Source organism: Rubinisphaera italica, assembly GCF_007859715.1.
Classification (GTDB): Bacteria; Planctomycetota; Planctomycetia; order Planctomycetales; family Planctomycetaceae; genus Rubinisphaera; species Rubinisphaera italica.
On record NZ_SJPG01000001.1, the window covers coordinates 1,551,112 to 1,572,025 of the forward strand.

The following is a 20,914-nucleotide window of genomic DNA, read 5'->3' on the forward strand; positions in this document are numbered from 1 at the left end:
TTCAGAATTTTCCAAAGGATGTTGTATAATATCCGGTTTGCTCATTCAGACGTGAATCAAGCCAACTGTTATGTGAAACATCGTCATAATCGTTACGTCCAGACGATCCATCAGGCTTCGGGCATTGGAATGTGGGATCGATCTCAACCATTATGACAATCGTGCCGAAAGTATTAGTGGACCGTGCCGCTTGAAATTACTGCAAATCCCATTTTGTCATTGCGTAATATGCAACGGCGATCTGGTTTTGCATTCTAGTCCATTCAGCGAGCCGTTATGCCTGTACGATTTCTGTATTTCGTTCTCCTATTGGGGATCGCAGGCTGTTCAGCTTCCGGAAAACAGAATTCCGTCGTCTCTGACGAAAATCCTCGCGTGATGCCTCCTGATAGTGTGGTCGCCTCTGCTGAAGACTCCTCCAGCATTACCCTGGTCGGATTGAAAGAAGACTCTCCGCCACAGCAGATACAAACCACTGAAACACTATCAATTGATGAAGCTTTTTCAATTAATGAAAATGCTTCAACTTCTCTTTCAGATTCACATTCTGAGCGGATTTTTCTGGAGTCACTCGCTGTCGATCAGAATCCGAAACTGATCCGACTCTATCGGGAATACCAGGCTGCTGCTTCACGTTCGCATTATGTCGACAAACTCCCGGATCCCAAACTGGGCGCCAATGTTTTTGGTAATCCGATTGAAACAGCTTCGGGATCTCAGCAAGCCAACATGTCTCTCAGTCAGACAATTCCCTGGCTTTCCCGATTAAACGCCGAGCAGCAACGGGCCTGCTTTGAGGCGATGGCTATTCGTGCGGAGTATGCAGCCGAGCGATTGCGCGTGATCGCAGCCGTGCAAACACAATGGGCCAGGCTGTATCTGATTGAACAGCAGATTGAAATCACACAGGCGAATCAATTGCTACTGGAATCTCTGATTGATGTGGCGAATTCGAGAGTCTCCATCGGAAAAGCCAGTCAGGGAGATGTTCTGCTTGCTACTGTGGAATACTCGAAACTTGAAGAACAGTTGCTGGTCTTTCGTCAGCAAAAGCAGTCTGTTGTTTCCGAGTTGAATCGGCTGACTGGACGACCAGCAGGCACGCCAATTAAACCTCCAGCGAAGCTCGATATCCTCAAGCCCGAGTGGTCGCTTCAGGAAGTGACTCAGATCGCATTGAATGAGCAGCCCGAAATTCAAGCGGCTCATTTGCGTACTCAGGCCACCGAGTGGGGAATTGAAGTGGCTCGACTGATGAGACGTCCTGAATTCATGATTTCGGCCAGTTACTTCATTACAGATGATAATCGTCCCCCCAGCCCGTTCGTCAACGTCGGAGAAGATCCCTGGGCGCTGGGGGCTCAGGTCAGCATTCCGATCTGGCGGGATAAGTATGATGCGATAAAGAATGAAGCCGGATGGAAGCATCAGGCGGCTCACAATAGCGTTCAGGAGTTGTTGAATCGATATGATGCCATGCTGCTCGATCTGGTGACGGAATCCCAACGAGCGGCTGAAACCGCCAATTTGTATAAGAGCTCGATTCTCCCACAAGCCGAACAAACATTGGCAGCCGACCAGGATGCTTACATCAATGGTGTCGTCGAGTTTGATCGCGTTATTCGCGACTATCGGAATCTGTTCACGCTCGAATTGGGGTATCATAAAGCCATCAGCGACCTGACCATCGCCAATGCCAAGATTCAACAAGCGGCCGGTGTCCCGGTACCGCTTAAGCATGCCGCACCGTAATCATCACGCATTGACGACATTGCAATTCTCTTTCAACGACACTACGGACATCATGTCATGTTGAAAACATTATGTATGAGCCCTCTGTCTATAACATGAAAGCGATCTGGTTACGGCAGGAAGTGCTGGCGGTGTAATTCACTCTTGCCTGTTGACAGTTGGGATTCGGCAGATACGATTCAGAAAGGTACGAAACTCTTTCTGCAGGTATTTTGTGAACTGGTCTCGCTACATCACTGGCTCCCTCACAGCATTGATGCTGCTTGTGCAAGCAGTATTCCCTGCGCAAGCTGCGGTATGTCATTGTTCAGAGTCGGGGCAAATCTGCTGTGCCAACCCGGAAGCGTCCAGCTGTTGTTGTCAAAAGCAGGGATCTCCAAACAGTCCTGCGGGGTGTTCTCATTGTCAGAAAACGTCTGAGCATGAGGCAACATCAGGCTTGCAGGTAGATTCTATTTGTCATTGCGGAGATGCGGAACCGCTCTCTGTTCCCCCAGTCAATTCTTCCACGACTCCAACGAGCGATCAGCTCTCCAGTGTTTTGGGAATGTTATTACCGAATGTCGAATCAACGACATTGATTCAGATGAATTCCATCCGCTCATTTGTGATGGAAAATCAAACGATATTGCCGGGATTTCGGCAAATTGTTTTTTGTGTCTGGCAAACTTAAACACTGATACTACTGCTTCATGTGACGACAGTCTTATGTTGAGATCTGTCTTCCGCTCTTACTGAATTTCGGGCTTCCGGTCCGTCAAATTACCTCATTTATTGCAAGGATTTTGCCATGCGCAGTTCTATTTTTCTGATGATTCTCTCGACCGCAGTCATTGGCTGCACTCAAGCTGACACTCCTCCCACGAATCCTCCTGCTGGAGATTCGACCATGGGAGAGCATGACCATGACGATCACGACCATGGTATGGAGATGTCGGGTTTCAAAACCGCCAACGAATATTGCCCGATTATGGGGGGCAAAGTGACCGCCGAAGGAGGCATGACAGAATGGAATGGCAAGACCATTGGTTTCTGCTGCGACGGCTGTGACGAGAAATGGGAGGCTCTCTCCGATGAAGAGAAAGCCGCCAAGTTGGCTGCAGCTCAGGAAAAAGAGCACAAAGATGCTGATACTGCTTCCTGAGTGAAAATCAAATGAAGATTTGATGCGTCGAGCGACTGGCTGGGACCTTTCCCGGCACGGTCCAAAGCTGGTTTTGTGTTTTCAGTCAGTCGCTCCTTTCCTTCACGTTTATCGTTTCTAAGAGCAGAATCATGAACAGCACATCCATTGACAACAACTCATCTGGAGAGCGGCCTCAGCAAGCGGCTCGTTCGCGGGGATGGTGGATTTTGCGGTTCTTGAATGTGGGATTATTTTTCGCAGCAGGCATTTTGCTGATCCTGTTACTGGGACTGGCTCAACGAACAGGTTGGATTCAATCTGGAAGTTTTGGTGCAGGGGGGAACTCGGCTGGAAACTCTCAGAAGAGTTACACCTGCCCGATGCACCCTCAGATTCGCCAGCCCGGAGAAGGTCGTTGTCCCATTTGTGGAATGGCGTTAGTTCCCGCTGCGAAAACAGGAGAGGACTTGGATGAATTTGCAGTCAACATTGAACCGGCTCAACGCCGTCTGGCGAATATTCAGACTGCCGAAGTCCAGCAGCAGACGGTTTCAAGTTTTCTGAATACGATTGGTGAAATTCAAATCGATGAAAGCCGCGAAGCGACGATTGCTTCTTACATAGATGGGCGAGTCGAGCGTCTGTTTGCAGACTACACAGGAGTAGAGGTTCAGGAGGGGGATCATCTGGCAGTCGTCTACAGTCCTCAATTGTATGCGGCCCAGGTTGAATATCTGGAATCCAAACGAGCCTTGCAAAAAAGTAGTAATTCGGTTCTGGAGTCTGTACGGGATGCTCAAACCCGGTTAGCCGAAAACTCTCGGCAACGACTTGTCGAGCTTGGTATGACAGACGAACAACTGACCGAACTGGAAACCACGAACAAAGCTCAATCCCGGCTCACCATTTTTGCCCCGATCGGTGGGACAGTAATCGAGAAACTGGCCGAGGAAGGCAAATATCTTTCTGCTGGAGAGCCTATCTACCGGATTGCAAATCTCTCAACCGTCTGGCTGATGCTCGAACTCTATCCGGAAGATGCCTCCCGGATTCGCTTCGGACAAATTGTGGAAGCCGAGTTGACCTCTTTGCCTGGCGAAACTCGCACAGGTCGAGTCGCATTTATCGATCCCACTGTTAATGAACAGAGCCGGACGGTAGGGGTACGTGTCGAATTCAGCAATGAAGAAGGACGGTTGCGTCCCGGCGATTATGCCAAGGCTCAACTGACAATTCCGATTGGTCCTCAAGGAACAGTTTATGATGAAGGACTTGCGGGAAAATGGATCAGTCCGATGCATCCACAAATTATTCGAGAAGAGCCGGGGGAATGCCCTATTTGCGGAATGAAGCTCGTTCCAACATCACGCTATGGATATGCCGATCAACCAGTCGCTCAACCGAAATCCGTCGTTATTCCACGCTCTGCCTTATTAATGGCAGGCAACGACAGTGTCGTCTATGTGGAAACAGAACCGGGACGATTTGAATTACGCAGCGTTGTTCTTGGAAACATTTTGAAAGAACAGGCAATCGTCCTGGAAGGATTGAAGGTTGGCGAACAGGTTGCCACCTCTGGTAATTTCCTCATTGATTCGCAAATGCAACTGGCTGGCAAACCAAGCTTGATTAATCCAACTCGCTATACCGTAAAACCCAAAGAGAATTTCCGTAACACTCCGATGCAGTTCGAAGAAATCAACGTCGCTAAGATTGAAGGGGCGACTGGAGAAAAACTCGAACAGCTCTATCAATCTTATTTCGAGGTACAAAAAACATATTCCGAGGACAAGCTTCCGCAAGAATCGTCAGTCTCAATATTGTCACAACTGGCAGCAGAACTTTCACAGGACGAATCCCTGAACGATGAGGTTAAACAGCAGATTGAGATCATCGCTGAGAATAGTCCCCATCTGAATCATTTGGAACTTGAAGCTTCCCGTCAGAAATTCAAACAGATCAGTCATGTGATATTAACTCTCTCCACCAAGGTCCGAGGAGAGCAGGCCAGGCAGTCCTTTCAGCATTTCTTTTGCCCGATGGTTAAGCAAGGGGAAGGGGACTGGCTTCAATCAGAAGGGCAATTACGAAATCCCTATTACGGTGAAGAAATGCTTCGTTGTGGCGAATTAGTAAGGACCATCCCAATTACTGATGAAGCCAATAACTCGGAGAAGACGAACGAGAAATCTGAGCAGGAATGACCATTCTGCTAGTAGTGACAGATAAGGCATCGAGTAAAAAACACGAGTATTGATTGAATCGAATGTTAAAGGCACTGATCTCATTTTGTATTCGCGAACCGATCATCATGCTCGTCCTGGCCATCATTGGAGTGAGTTATGGATGGTATGCCGTGCAGCATGTCCCGATCGATGCGATTCCCAATATCGGCGAGAATCAGGTGATCGTCTTCACCGCCTGGCCAGGTCGCTCCCCGAAAGATATTGAGGATCAGGTCACTTATCCACTCTCAGTCGCTCTGTTGGCCGTTCCGGATGCAGAGTCCGTGCGCGGCAAAAGTCTTTTCGGATACAGCTTTGTTCAAGTGACATTCAAAGACAGTACAGATTTTTATTGGGCACGCTCCCGAGTTGCCGAACAATTAGGAACCGCTGGAGCGATGCTCCCTGATGGTGTTGTCCCTACGCTCGGTCCAGATGCCACAGGATTAGGACAGGTTCTGTATTATGTTCTGGAACCCACAGACGACACGAATCTGGCCGAACTTCGCAGCCTGCAGGATTTCGTCGTCAAATATGAACTGCAAGCGGTTCCCGGGGTGAGTGAAGTCGCCAGTGTCGGTGGGTATGTGCGGCAGTATCAAATTGAGATCGATCCTGACAAACTCCGTTTTCACAATGTTCCCCTGGATCAACTTGTGGAAGCCGTTAAGAAATCGAATGTTGATGTTGGCGCGAAAACTGTGGAATCCGGTGGGATGGAATACATCATCCGCGGCCGCGGTTTCATTGGAGCCGATCAAGATCCTGCACAGGCTGTTGAAGATATCGAAGAAACAGTCGTTCGTTCACAAGACGGTATCCCGCTGCGAATCCGCGACCTGGGTCATGTCCAATTGGGCCCAGAGTTTCGCAGGGGTGCTATAGATCTCAACGGATCCGAAGCAGTTGGCGGCGTTGTAGTGATGCGATTCGGAGAAAATCCTCGCACAGTGATCGATCGTGTTAAAGCACGAATCAAACAGATTGAGCCAAGTTTGAATGGCGTTAAAGTACGCATTATTTATGATCGTACCGGCTTGATTAACGAAACGATTTCCACACTCACTGAAGCCCTCACCCAGGAAGTGATGATCACTGCTCTGGTCATTCTGTTCTTTCTACTGCATCTTCGAGCCAGTCTGGTTGTGGCAATCACTTTACCAATTGCAGTCCTGTTTGCATTTGTTGCGATGTATCTCTTCGGGGTCGATGCCAATATCATGTCGTTGGCTGGAATCGCGATTGCTATTGGCACGATGGTCGACATGGGAATTATCGTTTCCGAAACGATTTACGATCGCCTGGCCGGCTGGGAACGAGAAGGGCGTCCCGGCGGTCGAGAACAGCGAGTTCAACTCATCAGCGAAGCTGCAGGTGAAGTGGCACCGGCGGTCCTGACTGCCGTCATGACAACAGTCATCAGTTTCCTGCCCGTCTTTATGTTGACAGGGCGCGACTACAAGTTGTTTGCTCCACTGGCGTGGACGAAAACCTTTTCGATAATTGCCGCATTGATTGTGGCGATTACAATAGTGCCGCTGCTCAGTCGCGTGTTTTTGACTTCGACTCAATTGAAATTCAAATACCGCATTCTGTTCAGCCTCAGTTTCGGAATTGTCGGAGCCTGGTTTGCTGGAATGATGGGACAAACCCTGGCTCACTCTTTCCATATTCCGTTCATTGTTTTCGTGGTCGGATCATCAATTTTGTCCTGTCTGGTAGGTTACTGGATTTTGGGAGAACGATTAAGGCCGGTGGACGAGAATCCCGTCAGTCGATTCATCCTCTGGATTTATAAACCAACATTACGCTTATTTCTGAAATATAAATTCAGTTTCCTGAGTGTTCCTTTGCTCATTATGGCATTGGGAATTGGTGCCTGGATTGGATTGCCAACCATTCTTCAACCGCTCGAATCAGCATCGAAGACTCTCGGGGCCGATCTCAATCAAGTTCCCGGCTATGTCGATGCCAAACACACCATGACGGGACTAAAGTCCGATGACTGGATCGCACTGGACGAGGGGAGCTGGTTCTATATGCCAACTCTTTACCCTGCTGCCAGTTTTTCGCAGGCGATGGAGGTGTTGCAAACTCAGGATGCTCTCATTCGTGAAATTCCTGAAGTTGAAAATGTGCTGGGAAAAATTGGCCGCGTCGAATCCGCACTCGATCCTGCACCTGCAGCAATGATTGAAACGTATGTCATGCTCAAGCCCCAGTCTGAGTGGCGAGAGGGGGTTACGACTATGGACATCTGGGATCAAATCAATGCTGTCGCCACACTGCCAGGTGTGACTCCAGCGTCTCCCCTTCAGCCAATTGAAGGACGAGTCGTAATGCTGCAGAGTGGCATCAAAGCCTCAATGGCGATTCGCATTTATGGCTCCGATCTGGATGGACTTGCCAAGGCTTCCCTGCAGGTTTCTGAGTTTCTCAAAACCTTGCCACAGGTGAATGGGGGAACGGTCAATCCTGATATTGTTCTCGGAAAACCGTATGTCGAATTTGAAGTCAATCGGGAGGCCGCGGCTCGATATAACATGTCCACAGCAATGGTGAATCAGGTCATCGAAACGGCATTGGGTGGATCGAATATCACGACGACAATTGAAGGACGGGAACGATATCCCATTCGGGTTCGTTACGAGCGAAGCCTGCGGGAAAAACTTGACGAGCTCGATCGACTGCCAGTCGTTACGCATTCCGGGGAAGTTGTTCCCTTATCGATACTCTCGACAATGACAACCACCTGGGGGCCGGGAGTCATCAACAGTGAGGACGCCCGCCTTGTCGCTCACGTTTCATTTTCTCCCTCAGGATCACAGGGCGATCTGGAAACAGTTCAAGCTGTCGAGCAGGCATTACTTCAGGCACAGGAAGAAGGAACGCTCGAACTCCCGACCGGATATGCCTTGAAGCCGGTCGGTTCGTTTCAGAATCAAATCGAAGCCAATCAAAGACTGCTCTGGGTCATTCCTCTGGTGATTCTGGTCAACCTCTTCATTATTTATCTTCAGTTTCGTCACATACCGATATCGATGGCCGTCTTTGCAGGAATCCCGGTTGCGTTTGCCGGTGGCATGATCTGTCTGGCGATCAATGCGATTGAACTCAACACTGCAGTCTGGGTCGGTTTCATCGCTTTATTTGGAATTGCTATCGATGATGGAGTCGTGATGGCCACCTATCTCGACCAGGTTTTTACCCGCAAGCGACTGGCAACAATCGAAGACATCCGCGCTGCTACTTTGGAAGCCGGAATGAAGAGAATCCGCCCCTGCCTGATGACTACGTTCACCACAATCATTGCACTCTTACCAATCATCTATTCGACCGGACGCGGATCAGACGTTGCCAAATCCATGGCCTGGCCCGTCATCGGAGGCATGACCGTCGAACTGCTGACATTATTCGTCGTCCCCATTGTCTATTCAGGATTCAAAGAATTGAAAATGAACTTAGGATTGTCCGATCATCATTGGGAGGGTATGAAATAGAGTGTTGAATAATTGAAGGTAGATTCAATTTTGTAATGCATGGGTTTTGGGTTCGAACAGTTCGTGTGGTGATTTGATTAGGTACTTCTTGCGGACTCGCCAGCTTCGCCTCGTATTTCTTCAGGTAGGATTGCTGGTCCTCCCGGGTCATCGAAACATCGGCGTTGGCGGCGTTCTTTTTCTGTGTTCTTTAGTCGTTGTCGCAAGAGTATAACGACAACTCAGCATCAAGCTGAGCTAACTTTTCTATCAAAGATTCAATCGCCAGATCGTGAAGTTCAGCACGCTCGCAAAACTGACCCACGCCAGATACGGCACCATTAAACCTCCGGCAGTTACAGACTTTTCGAAGAAGAGGATTGTCGTCGTCAAAATCGCCAGCCACAAAAAGATAATCTCCACAAACGCCCAACCCGGTTGGTGCATGCCAAAGAAGATCCATGACCAGCCAACATTTAGCAGCAGTTGAATGGCAAATGTAGTCAGAGGCAATTTGGCAGCCTTGAATCCTGCCTGTTTCCAAACCAGCCAGGCCGCGATTGCCATCATGATGTAGAGCGTCGTCCACACGGGACCGAAAATCCAGCCAGGCGGATTCCAGGAGGGCTTGATGATTGTCTTGTACCAGCCTTCGATCTCGGGAGTGGTGGCAATCGCACCCAAGCCGCCTGCGCCAACACAGATAACGATGAAGACCAATAGACCAATCCAACGAGTACGACTTGTCACAAAGATTTCCTTGATGATTATTGAATCAAGCAATTAGAGCATAACTAAATGCTTTAGACCATTTTTAAATGGTTTCTGCAGTCGCTTGGACACAAAATGTCCTAAAAACGCTGCAGGTAATATTTGAATATGCTCTAAAAGAGATGATACGCTTTTGCGTCCAATCTGGCGGCCAATTCTGGATCGTCGGCTCTTCGAACCAGATCATAATACCCATACGGATACTTAAATACGTGACCAATGCCGACGGACTTGTCTCCTCGCCTTTCCCAGTACTCCGATTCCGATGGTCGCAGTTTGCTCGGTTTGTGATCGGGAATGAGTCGCGAGTCCGCGTCGGGACCGAGCCGCGTAACGGTCACATACTTACGAAACGCAACACGGCAGCTTTCGGCCCATTCTACGTCGCCCATCGCGGCGAGTTCGACAAGTGCCTGACCAAACGTCAGCATATGGCCCGCGAAACCCTGGCCGTATCCGACGAAACGATCAATCGATTCGCTGGCTTCGTTCAAAATGAACCTGGCTGAGGCGGCTTCATCAGTGAAAAGAGGCGGGTCGACGGACGGGTCTGGATCGATGTCGTGCCATGGCGTAAACGAGCGGATCAACGCACAGACTCCGTCGACTCGTTCCGGAGTCGCTGCTTCCGGCAGCATGCGAAACCCCTTTATTGCCAGCATCGCAAAGATTACGTTGTGTCCGACTTGTCGAAGCACGGTGCCACCTTCGGCGAGCGCGGTGCCAATCTTCTCGATCGCCTTAGGGTCGGGATCGGCCTCGGGAAAAGGCTGGCAAAGCTTTGACTTTGCCCAATTCAGATCAAACAGTTCAGAGATTCGCGACGTGCAACCGGCGTCAAGATGATTGTCCTCACACAAAAGATGCGCGGAGATCATGCTCGCTCCGCGATGACCATCCACGAAATAGTTCATTTCATGGCACCTCGCGAGTGCATTCAGCCCGAGTAAAACCAGGTGTTTGTCTGGTTTGTCCGTTTCATCGGCAAGTAAGGATGGAAGGTCGAACAGACGACCGCCCATCATTCCGCCTAGCATTGCGGCAGAAGCGCGCTTTGCAAAACTTCTACGATCAAAGCTGCTGCTCATGAATACGGTTCTCCTTTCATGGGAATGTCAGAGTCGAAACTTAAATTCTATGTTATTTTACTGAGGTCGACAAAACTATTCTTAAGGCTATTCATCAAAGCAACAACATCGGGCAATTCCAGTTGATTCAATTTCATCTTCAGAATCAGATTGAAGACTTTGACGTTGTCATCCAGGGGCCGCCATTGGAGAACAGCCGACCATTGGTTTTGCTTCAAGACGCAGAATCTCTCCACGTTCCGATTCTGAATGAGGTTTGAGGAATCGAGTAATGCCTTTTCCAGCTGATGCCTGAGGCAAGTTTGTTTGCTCATAGGTCAGAATTGTCTATCGGCATCGATTGGTTGGCCATGTTATTGTCGTCATGCTCAGGCCGTGCAGAGATCTGGCGAGCTAAAACGACTGAAGAAACCTTGTAAGTTGATTGCGGAAACATTAAAAAGAATTATCGAAGCGCTCAGCTTCGCGTCCCCCCATTAAGGACGAACGCCGTGCCCTGCCGTAAACTTCAGCACAATAATCACGCCTTCACGAGTTTCCATCCTCATGAACAGGAAGGCCTGTGTGTCTTCAGTCGTCGTAATATGCTCAAAGCCAGCTTTGCCGGGTTGGGGGGATTGTCGCTCCCGGCACTACAGCAACTGCGGGTTGAGGCGAGTCAGGCTGGACAGCCAATGCGGCAAAAGAGTGTTATTCTACTCTGGATGACTGGCGGCCCGAGCCATATTGATACCTGGGATCCGAAACCGGACCGCCCGCTGAATAACCGAGGACCGTTTTCGACCATCGAAACCAAGGTCCCTGGCATTTTCATCTGTGAACATCTTCCCAAGCAGGCCGCGATGATGGATCGATTTACCCTCATCCGCTCGGTCGACTCTGAACGTAGCAGTCATCAGCCGAATCAAGTGATGCAAACCGGTCACCGGGATGCTGCTCCCAGGACTAAGAAGAACGGGCATATGTTCCCTGCGATCGGGTCAATCGTTGCCCGACATCGAGACAACGGTCGACTTGATATTCCCCCTTATGTCACGTTTCACAAACACCACTCGCATGTCGCCTGGGGCGGATATCTGGGTAAGAAGTACGATCCATTTAATGGCAATTTAGCCGCAGAATTACCGCAGTACGACCTGTTGGGGAAACCTCTCAACAAAACTTCCAGGGCAGATTTATTCAATCTCGCAGCAGGATTGAATCATGAACGCTTGCTTGATCGTCATACGTTGCGGCAGGACCTGGATAATTTGCAGCGAGGTCTCGATTTGAACGGTTCGCAGATGGCACTCGATGCCTATCAGCAGCGGGCTTACGATCTCGTGCTTGGCGGCAAGGCGAAGCAGGCGTTCGATCTGTCTCTGGAACCGGAGAGCGTTCGCGAACGATACGGCGATCATCTCTGGTGTCAACAGGCCTTACTGGCCCGGCGGCTTGTTGAGTCTGGCGTCAGTTATGTCACGCTGGATTTAAGTCATCATACCGCTTCTGGCACTTGGGACAATCATGGCATTCCCGGTGGAGTTTATGGGGGGATTACCAAAGGCCTGAAGCCGTTGCTTCCATTGTTTGATCACCTGTTGACCACACTCGTGTCTGATCTGGAAGAACGAGGCCTGCTTGATGATGTGCTCGTTATTGCGATGGGGGAATTCGGGCGGACACCGAACATGGGAACTCAAAACAGCCAAGATGGCCGCAACCACTGGCCATCGGTAATGTCGATGTGTCTGGCGGGCGGGGGGTTCCGGCATGGTCAGGTGATTGGGGCCAGCAGTGAAGATGGCGGCGAAATTGCCGAACGTCCCGTTACTCCGGGTGATCTTGCAGCGACGATCTACCGGCACATGGATGTCCCACTGGATACGCAATACCTCGATCATCAAGGACGTCCCCGTTTTGCCGTGCAAGAAAACGGGCAACCGTTGTCTGAACTTGTCTGAAAGCGGTTTCAATCCCTGTTTTCTCAATGAGCAAAATAATGCAGGGCTGGGGCCAGGCACTATGGCACTCGTACGTTTACGAGAATTTCTTTTGCATCGTTTTCAAAGTCCATCGTAAAACCTTTGATCTCGAAGACTACGGTCATTCCACACCAGTGGACAATCCATAGAGCATCTTTTTGTCAATTCTGACAAATCGAATATTCAGGTAACCCTATCCTTAAGCCCCAACCTACATTGCAATCTGAGGATGAATTAAAGACAATATGAGTACCTCACCATCGAACCACAAGCGTTTTGTGACGATCGTCAATCTAATGTCCCACCTGCCTTTGTAATGGGAAATACCAAATTGATGCCTCTCCTCAATTGTTCTCAGTATCTTCAATTGAAACACGCGTTTTCTTTACTGATTGTGATATTGGGTTATACGGAATTTTCTATTGCGGAACAGCCAATTTCGGAAGCTAATCAACTCGAATACTTCGAGCGAAAAATTCGCCCATTGCTTAGCGAACATTGCTACTCCTGTCATTCGTCTCAAGCCAAAACGATCCATGGAAGTTTACGCCTCGACAGTGCCAGTTCAATTGCCGAGGGCGGGGACAGCGGTGAGATTCTGGTTGCAGGAAAACCAGACGAGAGCCTGCTGATCGAGTCCGTCCTCTACGATGGCGATATACAGATGCCGCCGAAGGGAAAGCTGCCCGAGCAAGAGATCGATCACTTGAGACAGTGGATCGCACAGGGGGCTTATTTTCCGCCATCATCAGACGAGCCATCACAAACAAACGGATCTATCGATTTTGTAGAAGGTCGTAAGCATTGGTCGTTCCAGCCTGTGCAACAGCAGGATCTTCCCAATGTTAATAGTCCAGATTGGCCACAGACTCGAATTGATAATTTCTTATTGGCGGCTATGGAGCAAAATGAACTCAAACCGTCTCTGAGAGCTGAACGCGCCACGCTGATAAGACGCCTCAGTTTTGATCTTATCGGTTTACCGCCCACTCGCGAACAGGTTCACAATTTCATCAATGATGATTCGAGTGAGGCTTATTCGCGACTGGTGGATCAACTCTTAAGTACTCCTGGGTATGGTGAGAAATGGGGACGATGGTGGTTAGATCTGGCGAGGTACACCGATCGAACAGCCAGCTGGCTGCCGCAAACCAGTCAGGCGCATCTTTACCGTGACTGGGTCGTCAATGCATTCAATGCAGACATGCCCTATGACGAATTTGTTCGACGTCAACTCGCAACAGACTTAATGCCAGAGACAGGACCGGAGGATTTGCCTGCCCTTGGGTTCCTGAGCCTCAGCCCAACATACTGGAAAGAACTGAAGCTGCCATGCGAAATCATAAAAGTTATTGTCGCTGATGAGTGGGAGGAACGAGTCGATGCAGTTTCTCGAACATTTCTTGGATTAACTGTCGCCTGTGCACGTTGTCACGACCATAAATTCGATCCTGTTAGTGCCGATGACTACTACGCCCTGGCTGGAATTTTTGCCAGTACTCGGTTCGCTGAGCGTCCTTTGATCAGTGAAGAAAAGTACGAACCCGTGCGGCTCGCGAAGGAAGAAGTCGGCAAACTGGAAACAGAGATTGCGAAGTTGAAAAAAGAAAAGCCGATACCTCAGGGAAAGATCGACGAACTTGTCGTCAGGATTAAGGAAATAAAAGCTTCCACGCCTTTTTACGAGACACCGCTGGCGAATGCCCTGGCCGAAGAATCGACCTATGTTGTTCGTGCCGGGAAAACTCCACAGGACGGAACTCGCATGGAATATCGTGCGGAACCTCGTGATCTTCCTTCGTTTATCAGAGGGAACCCCAACAGACCCGGCCCTGTGATTCCTCGCCGATTTCTCACCGTGTTGACCCAGGAACCTGAGCCGTATCAGCAGGGAAGCGGGCGATTGGAGTTGGCAAATTCGATTACAACAGAGGCGGCTTCGCTATCGGCTCGTGTTATCGTCAACCGAATTTGGCTCGCGCATTTTGGTCAAGGACTTGTTAGCACGCCAAGTAACTTTGGCCGTCAAGGGGAACGGCCGTCTCATCCTGAATTGCTGGATGATTTAGCCGCACGATTTATCTCACAAGGCTGGTCTATTAAGCAGCTTCATCGCGAAATTCTGCTCTCAGCTGCGTGGCAGCAATCAACGAACTCCAATTCAAACGTAGCCCAGATCGATCCTGGAAATCGTTTTCTCTCTCATATGAACCGTCGCAGGCTTGGATTCGAAGAGTGGCGCGATGCCATGTTACTCATCAGTGGTAGCCTTAATCCGAGTTTGGGAGGACCATCCGTCGCACTTGATGACAAAAATAACTTTCGTAGAACATTGTATGCCACGATCAACAGACGGGATATGTCACCGACATTCATGATCCATGACTTCCCGGATCCGACACAGCATAGTCCCATGCGGTCATCGACTACGACTGCACTCCAGGGACTGTACGCCCTGAATGGAGAGTTACTGGCAGAACAGTCGAAACAAATCGTCTATCGAATCTTTTCAGAGTCTTCAGAGGATGATCGGACCAGAATCACACAAGCTTATTGGCTATTGTTCTCACGCGAACCTACCGAACGAGAACTGAACCTGGGGCTTACTTACATTGGCGATACGAAAGAGGAAGTCTATCGGCAGCGATGGCAACAATACGTTCATGTTTTGCTGGCTTCGAATGAATTTATTTTTATTGATTAACTGAATTCAAAGTGCTCATCAAAATACAATCCCATCACGCAGGTTTTCCATATGAACACTCAACAACAAAATAAATCAGTTGAACGAAGGCGATTTCTGAAGCACATCAGTGGAGTCACTGGGGGATTGGGAGCCGCCCATCTGATGGGAATGCCTCTTGAACTTGCAGCCTCCGATTCGTTCGCTGCTCCGGGAGCCCATTTTCTCCCGAAAGCAAAACGTGTGATTCACTTATTTATGAATGGCGGACCGTATCAGTCTGATTTGTTCGATCCCAAACCGGCACTCGAAAAATATGCAGGTACAAGACCTGAAGGTGCAGATCTGCTCACAGAACGGCCTACCGGTGGATTGCTTCCCTCGCCGTTCAAGTTTAACAAATGCGGCGAAAGCGGTGTGCCTGTCAGTGAATTATTGCCGAAGCTGAGTAATCATATCGATAAGATTTGCGTCCTTAAATCTCTGCATGCCGACAATCCGAACCATGGTCCAGCTCTCCTGCAGATGAATAATGGCACAATCATACCCACACGTCCGAGCATGGGAGCCTGGATGCTGTATGGATTAGGGAGTGAGAACAATAACCTGCCAGGGTATGTCGTTTTGTGCCCGGGACGTCCGGTCCGTTTTTCGATCTTATGGAATAGCGCATTTTTACCTTCAAAGTATCAAGGGACCTATGTCAATCATTCGACGATTGAACCCGATAAGATGTTGCCCAATTTGAAGAACACAAACTGGGATCACAGCATTCAACGCGAACAACTGGACCTGCTCGGACAACTCAATGCAGACCATCTCGCATCTCGTAAGAACACATCGGATTTAAATGCCCGGACAGAAGCGATGGAGACTGCCTACCGGATGCAATTTGAAGCGAATATTACCTTTGATTTGAATCGAGAATCGAAGGCCTCTCGCGAAGCGTATGGCAGTGGTCATTTTGCAAATGGTTGCCTCCTGGCTCGACGAATGGTGGAACGAGGCGTTCGCTTCGTTCAGGTTTACTATGGTAATGGCCAACCCTGGGACACGCATAGTGGCCACAACGAGAAAGTCCCGAAGCTGTGCAAGGATATTGATCAGCCGATTGCGGCTTTGTTGAATGATCTTGAACAAAGGGGATTGCTGGATGATACGCTCGTTGTCTGGGGTGGTGAATTTGGCCGAACTCCGACGTCTGAAAATGGCAACGGTCGAGATCATAACCATCACGGATTCACAATGTGGATGGCCGGAGGAGGAGTAAAAGGTGGAATGACTTACGGAGAAACTGACGATTTCGGATTCAAGGCTGTCACAGACAAGGTCCACGTTCACGATTTGCATGCCACAATTCTGCATTTGCTGGGGCTGGATCATGAACGATTGACGTATCGACATGCGGGCCGGGATTTCCGTCTAACGGATGTCCATGGTCGCGTGGTTCATGAAATCATGAGTTAATTTGTCGTATCAATAGTCAGAGAGTTATGCGGTGGATAGAAAATAATACTTGGAATACGAACTTTTAGCGGGAAATGTTCGTCGAAGTCTCTTTCGTTTGGATGTTGCCGCAAGATTACACATAATTACAATAGTAGGAATTAGATTTGCGATGAAGTATTTTGGAATGTTACTTATGCTGGGGATGATTGTTTCCGGCTGCAAGCCTGCCGATGAACCTCAACCGTCTGAAGCAAAACCCTCAGATAAAACCGCTACGCCAACGGCGACCGCTCCAGCAAAAATGCCAGCGGACAACTCAGAAACGGTTGCGTCTATTGAAGCCTCAGGCGCGAAAGTGGAAAAGGATGCAGAGGGGTTCATTACACAAATCGATTTCCGGAAGCAGCAGGTTGAACCGGAAATTCTGAATAAGCTACCGGAGTTGACCCACCTGCAGTCGCTGCTTTTTAATGAGTCGAACCTCAGTGATGAGGGCATGAAACCGATCGGAAAATGCACAACTTTGAAGAATCTCGATCTGAGAGATTGCAGCATCGGCAACACGGGATTGGCATCAATAACCGAATTAAAAAACTTGAAAGCGTTGAGGTTATCGGGACAATCGGGGGCGACGACTGTCGACGATGCAGGCATGGTGAGCGTAGGACAATTGACTGGACTGAAAGCCTTACTACTCGATTTTCTCTGGGTCAGTGGAGAGGGTTTGGCAGAATTGAAAAATCTGCAGGGACTTGAAGAACTGTATCTGGCCAGCACATTGGTCGGTGATGAAGATCTCAAGCAGTTAATGTTATTTCCACAACTAAAAAAACTCCGAGTTTCAAAGTTATCGCAGGTTTCACGCCCTGGTATTGAACAGATCGCCCAACTTTCTCACTTGGAGGATTTGGATTTGAGCGAAAATAGTTCCTTGTTTGATGAGGATCTGGCTCCGATTGCGACGATGCTGCCTTTGAAGCGTTTGAATTTGTGGCGGGTCGCAATCACCGATAGCGGAGTCTCTCATTTGAAAGACCTGACGAATTTGACCTGGCTGAATCTGGATAACACGCAATTGACAGACGCGGGACTTCCGTATTTGCAGAAGATGCAGCATCTAACGTTTCTCCATTTGGGCTCGACTGCGATATCTGATGCTGGACTTTCCGAACTTGAATCCTTGAAAAGCCTCAAAGACTTAAAGGTCACCCGAACAGCGGTGACTGAGGCGGGAGTTGAGAAGCTGAAAAAAGAACTTCCCAATACCGAAATCCAGCTCAACTATCTGGGTGATCAATAACGGTCTGCCCGAAAAGTCGATTAGCTAATTACCATAAAAAACCGCCGCGATACGCAAGTACCGCGGCGGTTTTTTCATCACTGAGCAAAATGCTCTAGCTGACTTCCCAACCTTCGCGATAGGTTTTACGGATAAACTGATCTGCCCGGGAACAATTGGTCGCTTGCAGATTTTCAGCATCCCATTCCAACCGCTCGCCTACGCGGTAGGCAACGTTCCCCAGCAATACCGTTTCGGTGAGTGCTCCGGAATAATCGAAATTGCAGGTCGTGGGCGAACCATCCTTACACGCTTTGATCCACTCGGCATGATGTCCGATTGAAGGGGGAATGGTTTGCTCGGGAACTTGGAAGTCGGCAAATTTATCCTGAGGGAAGAGGCGATAATTGCTGTATCCGGAAAACAGCTTGCCTTCACTACCGACAAACATCACTCCGCTACCAGGAACACGTTCGCCGGCAACTTCTTTGGGAGTTTGGTTGCCATCGTACCAGGTGAGTTTAACAGCGGGCTGTGTATCACGAGCTGGGAATTCGTAATGTACAGTCAATCCATGCGGACACGATTCCGGATGCACTTCCGGTCCCTCGGCTACACAACTTGTGGGATGTCTCAACCCGAGCGCCCAGAATGGTAAATCCATGTAATGGCAGCCCATGTCACCCAACGTTCCTTGGCCAAAGTCCCACCAGCGTCGCCACTGAGCGGGGTGATATCGTCCAGCCGCAAAGGGCCGCTCAGGAGCTGGTCCCAGCCACAAATCCCACGCCAGTGTCTCTGGTGGTTTCTGGCTTTCTTCAGGGCGGTCGCCCCCTCCCCAGCCTTTTCCAACCCAGACATGAACTTCATTCACGTCGCCAATTGCACCCGACTGAATCAGTTCCACGACGCGGCGATAATTATCTCCTGCGTGAATTTGGGTTCCAAGCTGCGTGGCCACTCCGTGTTTTTTGGCTTCCTGAGAAATCAACCGAGCTTCTTCGACAGTATGGGTTAATGGTTTTTCACAGTAAACATGCAAACCGGCCCGAATCGCCCGAATGGTCGCAGGTGCGTGATGGTGATCGGTGGTGCCGATGACGACCGCATCAATTTTTCCCTTTTCTGCATCGAGCATTTCTCGATAATCGGAATAAGTGCGTGCGTCGGGAAACTCCGACAGTTTACGTGCCAGATAATTTTTATCGACGTCTACCAGAGCAACAATATTTTCCGAATGTACGCCGGCGATATCCGCTGCAGCTCTGTTGGCAGTTCCAATGCAGCCAATATTTAATTTTTGCAGGGGAGAAGTCGGCTCAGCGATCGCTCCTCCCGTCCAGACACCCGCTGAGATGGCAGCTGCTCCAGCGGATGTTGTTTTTAGAAAATCACGTCTACTGAAATGTAGTTTGCGGGGACTCATCGGGCGGGTTCCTTTAATTAGGATTGAGAACAACGGTGGGTCTGCTTTTTACGTTCATCGACTTATCGTTAAGTATTATGCTTCTTATTGTAGCAGAAGATCAAGTCTCTGCACTTGATCTATTCCGCATTCGAGGAAACCATTTCGCTCACCTGATCAACAATCAGGTTTTCAACCTGGGGCGCCCAAACCGTAGGCAAGCCGTAATAGATCATCGATCGTGCCCCTTCGTACCCTCCTTCCAAAAGAACGCGACGGGACGGAATATAAGCCATAACATCGTTGCAGTAACCTGCGACCCAAAGTTCCGGTTGATTCAGATCTCCTTTCAATCGCAGTGAGTAATCGACAACCACTTCTCCACCCAGAAAAACGATAGTCTCTGTTCCAAGTGACCAGACCTGGATCGGATAGGGATAAGTCGCTGAAAGTTCACCGGCGCTATCTAGAGTTTTGAGCAACATTTTCGCGCGGCTTGCGACGTACTTATCCGAAGACATCGTATCGGTTTCCAGTTGCGATCGGGTTGGCAGTTCCGAAAACGGAATCGTAATTTCCTTGTACTTGGTTACAAGGTTGTCGGCTAAGGGCTTTGTGTCCTCGTCGGTAATATTTTCAACCGCGACCGCAATTTCTTTACCATACTTTTCTGCCAGTTCGACCGTCCGGCGGGGGATTGGATTTTGATCGGCACCGCAGCCAGCGACAAACAGGGCGGTGGCACCGGGATAGGCTTTTTCAAGTTCGATTTGAGCAAACCCAGGCCAGTCGCCGTTCCATTGGTAAAAACCCAGCGTGGTCGCATGACAGGCATAGCCAAAGACAATCGCTTCCACTTTCCCCTGAGTATCTTTCACGAACAGCGTCGGCAGGGCATGATCAATCGGCCCTTTGAGTTCTTTGCCTGCCTCACGAAGGTCTGGCACATCTTTTTCCACGTTTTCACGACGATTAACCGCAAACGTAGCCGTACCTGTTCCAAAACTGAGTGCAGCCGGATGTAGATTCTCAATCGCGGCAGCGACCGCTTGATTGACTTTCTCAGGCAATGTTGCAGTGTAATCGTCTACAAGGCGTTGTTGCTCTTCATCGAGAAAATACATCGACGAAAGTGTTTCTCCGACAACGGGACCACAATGGGTATGCGAAGTACAAAACACGATCTGTGAACGTTTCAAACTGAAATTCTTCTCAAGCAGCCCGCTCCATTGCTCGGCTACCTGACGACTGATGCCGACCAGATCCAGGGAGATCAAAACCGCCCGTTTTCCAGATCCACTTTCGAGCGCAATCGCTTTGACCCACAAGTCGTGCAGTTTGCCTTCTGCAGGTTTATCTCGGCCTGCGTAACCAGACATCCAGATCGGCTGTTCGGGAGTAATGACAACCCGCCCAACACCCGCTTTCCATCCCTCGGCCGCTTCAACATCTCTGCTTGCCGCGAAACAAAACAGAAGTAAAGAACAGAAAACAGCCCGTGGGAATACTCGTGAAAATAGTCGTAACGTGTAGTTCATCCTCGAATCCTTATTCAGTAAACGACAGCGATCGAGCGACGCGAAATTCAATATTTATTTAGCTTACATTAAATCGATCAGCAAGTCTGCTAACACGGCTACGTGGAGATCATTCTCCAAAACTTAGTAAGTCCAGCCCGAGTTAACCATGGCGA

At 49.4% G+C, this 20,914-nt stretch carries 13 protein-coding genes; 9 read left to right on the plus strand and 4 right to left on the minus strand.

Annotated elements, in window-relative coordinates; genetic code table 11:
* The first annotated feature begins 276 nt into the window (after positions 1-276).
* The 5 genes from Pan54_RS05860 to Pan54_RS05875 all read left to right on the plus strand — a co-directional run bounded on the left by Pan54_RS05860 (position 277) and on the right by Pan54_RS05875 (position 8,603).
* On the plus strand, positions 277-1,752 hold the full coding sequence (locus tag Pan54_RS05860; protein ID WP_146502619.1) for a TolC family protein: 1,476 nt from the start codon (positions 277-279) through the stop codon (positions 1,750-1,752).
* A gap of 214 nt (positions 1,753-1,966) precedes the next feature.
* Positions 1,967-2,425 carry a hypothetical protein gene (locus Pan54_RS25730; protein ID WP_165441604.1) on the plus strand — a complete coding sequence of 153 codons (459 nt, stop codon included), beginning with the start codon at positions 1,967-1,969 and terminating at the stop codon, positions 2,423-2,425.
* A gap of 117 nt (positions 2,426-2,542) precedes the next feature.
* Positions 2,543-2,896 carry a hypothetical protein gene (locus tag Pan54_RS05865; protein WP_146502620.1) on the plus strand — a complete coding sequence of 118 codons (354 nt, stop codon included), beginning with the start codon at positions 2,543-2,545 and terminating at the stop codon, positions 2,894-2,896.
* Between the two features lie 131 nt (positions 2,897-3,027).
* On the plus strand, positions 3,028-5,082 hold the full coding sequence (locus Pan54_RS05870; protein WP_146502621.1) for an efflux RND transporter periplasmic adaptor subunit: 2,055 nt from the start codon (positions 3,028-3,030) through the stop codon (positions 5,080-5,082).
* A gap of 62 nt (positions 5,083-5,144) precedes the next feature.
* Positions 5,145-8,603, plus strand: coding sequence for an efflux RND transporter permease subunit (locus Pan54_RS05875; protein ID WP_146502622.1), 3,459 nt, complete (start codon positions 5,145-5,147; stop codon positions 8,601-8,603).
* 249 nt (positions 8,604-8,852) lie between these two features.
* Here the strand turns inward: Pan54_RS05875 and Pan54_RS05880 are convergent, their stop codons facing one another.
* Both Pan54_RS05880 and Pan54_RS05885 read right to left on the minus strand, forming a co-directional pair.
* Positions 8,853-9,332 (minus strand): TspO/MBR family protein, encoded by a 480-nt coding sequence (locus Pan54_RS05880; RefSeq protein ID WP_146502623.1) that lies wholly within the window; start codon positions 9,330-9,332, stop codon positions 8,853-8,855.
* Between the two features lie 134 nt (positions 9,333-9,466).
* A complete protein-coding gene (locus Pan54_RS05885) occupies positions 9,467-10,441 on the minus strand; it encodes a hypothetical protein (protein ID WP_146502624.1) in 975 nt (324 codons plus the stop codon).
* A 491-nt stretch (positions 10,442-10,932) separates the two neighbouring features.
* Between Pan54_RS05885 and Pan54_RS05890 the strand changes: the two genes are divergently transcribed.
* From Pan54_RS05890 to Pan54_RS05905, 4 genes are all read left to right on the plus strand, one after another.
* Positions 10,933-12,384, plus strand: a complete 1,452-nt coding sequence (locus Pan54_RS05890) for a DUF1501 domain-containing protein (RefSeq protein WP_242631232.1) — start codon at positions 10,933-10,935, stop codon at positions 12,382-12,384.
* Positions 12,385-12,739: 355 nt separating this feature from the next.
* Positions 12,740-15,109, plus strand: coding sequence for a PSD1 and planctomycete cytochrome C domain-containing protein (locus Pan54_RS05895; protein ID WP_165441605.1), 2,370 nt, complete (start codon positions 12,740-12,742; stop codon positions 15,107-15,109).
* 51 nt (positions 15,110-15,160) lie between these two features.
* On the plus strand, positions 15,161-16,555 hold the full coding sequence (locus Pan54_RS05900; RefSeq protein ID WP_146502626.1) for a DUF1501 domain-containing protein: 1,395 nt from the start codon (positions 15,161-15,163) through the stop codon (positions 16,553-16,555).
* Positions 16,556-16,706: 151 nt separating this feature from the next.
* A complete protein-coding gene (locus tag Pan54_RS05905) occupies positions 16,707-17,837 on the plus strand; it encodes a leucine-rich repeat domain-containing protein (protein WP_146502627.1) in 1,131 nt (376 codons plus the stop codon).
* Positions 17,838-17,931: 94 nt separating this feature from the next.
* Here Pan54_RS05905 and Pan54_RS05910 read toward each other — a convergent pair whose 3' ends face one another.
* The gene (locus Pan54_RS05910; protein WP_146502628.1) at positions 17,932-19,242 is read right to left on the minus strand and encodes a Gfo/Idh/MocA family protein; all 1,311 of its coding nucleotides are present in this window, start codon (positions 19,240-19,242) and stop codon (positions 17,932-17,934) included.
* Between the two features lie 119 nt (positions 19,243-19,361).
* Positions 19,362-20,759, minus strand: coding sequence for a neutral/alkaline non-lysosomal ceramidase N-terminal domain-containing protein (locus Pan54_RS05915; RefSeq protein WP_146502629.1), 1,398 nt, complete (start codon positions 20,757-20,759; stop codon positions 19,362-19,364).
* Positions 20,760-20,914: the final 155 nt, after the last annotated feature.